The organism is Caldovatus sediminis (assembly GCF_014644455.1).
In the GTDB taxonomy this organism is placed as follows: Bacteria; Pseudomonadota; Alphaproteobacteria; order Acetobacterales; family Acetobacteraceae; genus Caldovatus; species Caldovatus sediminis.
Map to the genome: position 1 here is coordinate 1 of NZ_BMKS01000041.1, position 682 is coordinate 682.

A 682-nucleotide genomic window follows, 5' to 3' on the forward strand; every position below is an offset into this window, starting at 1 on the left:
CGCTGGCGTAGTAGAGGGCGAGCGCCTGCATCCCCATGCCGCTGATGCCGCGGATGCCGTCGGTGTCGGCGTTGAAGGACCGCTTGGCGATGGCGAGGGCGGTCGGGCTCTTCTCCAGGATCTCGGCGCACCAGCGCGCCACCTCGGCGTCGAGCTGCTCGTGCGGCACCACGGCGTTGACGAGGCCCATGGCCAGCGCCTCGGCGGCGCTGTAGCGGCGGCACAGGTACCAGATCTCGCGCGCCTTCTTCTCGCCGACGATGCGGGCGAGGTAGGCGGTGCCGAAGCCGGGATCCACGGAGCCGACCCTGGGGCCGACCTGGCCGAACACCGCCCGCTCCGAGGCGATGGTGAGATCGCAGAGCGTCGCCAGCACGTTGCCGCCGCCGATCGCGTAGCCCTGCACCCGGGCGATGACCGGCTTCGGCACCTCGCGGATGACGGACTGCAGCTCCTCCACCGGCAGGCCGATGAGGCCGCGTCCGTCGTAGTTGCCGTCATGCGCCGACTGGTCGCCGCCGGTGCAGAAGGCCCGGTCGCCGGCGCCGGTCAGCACGATGACGCCGATGGACTTGTCCCAGCCCGCCCTGTTGAAGGCGTGGATCAGCTCCTCGCAGGTGCGGGCGCGGAAGGCGTTCAGTACCTTGGGGCGGTTGATCACGATGGTGGCGACGCCGTCCCT

General features: G+C 71.0%; 1 protein-coding gene. It reads right to left on the reverse strand.

Features of this window, described 5'->3' with window-relative positions:
- Positions 1 to 682: enoyl-CoA hydratase-related protein (locus IEX99_RS22225; RefSeq protein ID WP_188904425.1), on the reverse strand; the 682-nt coding region annotated here is incomplete at both ends.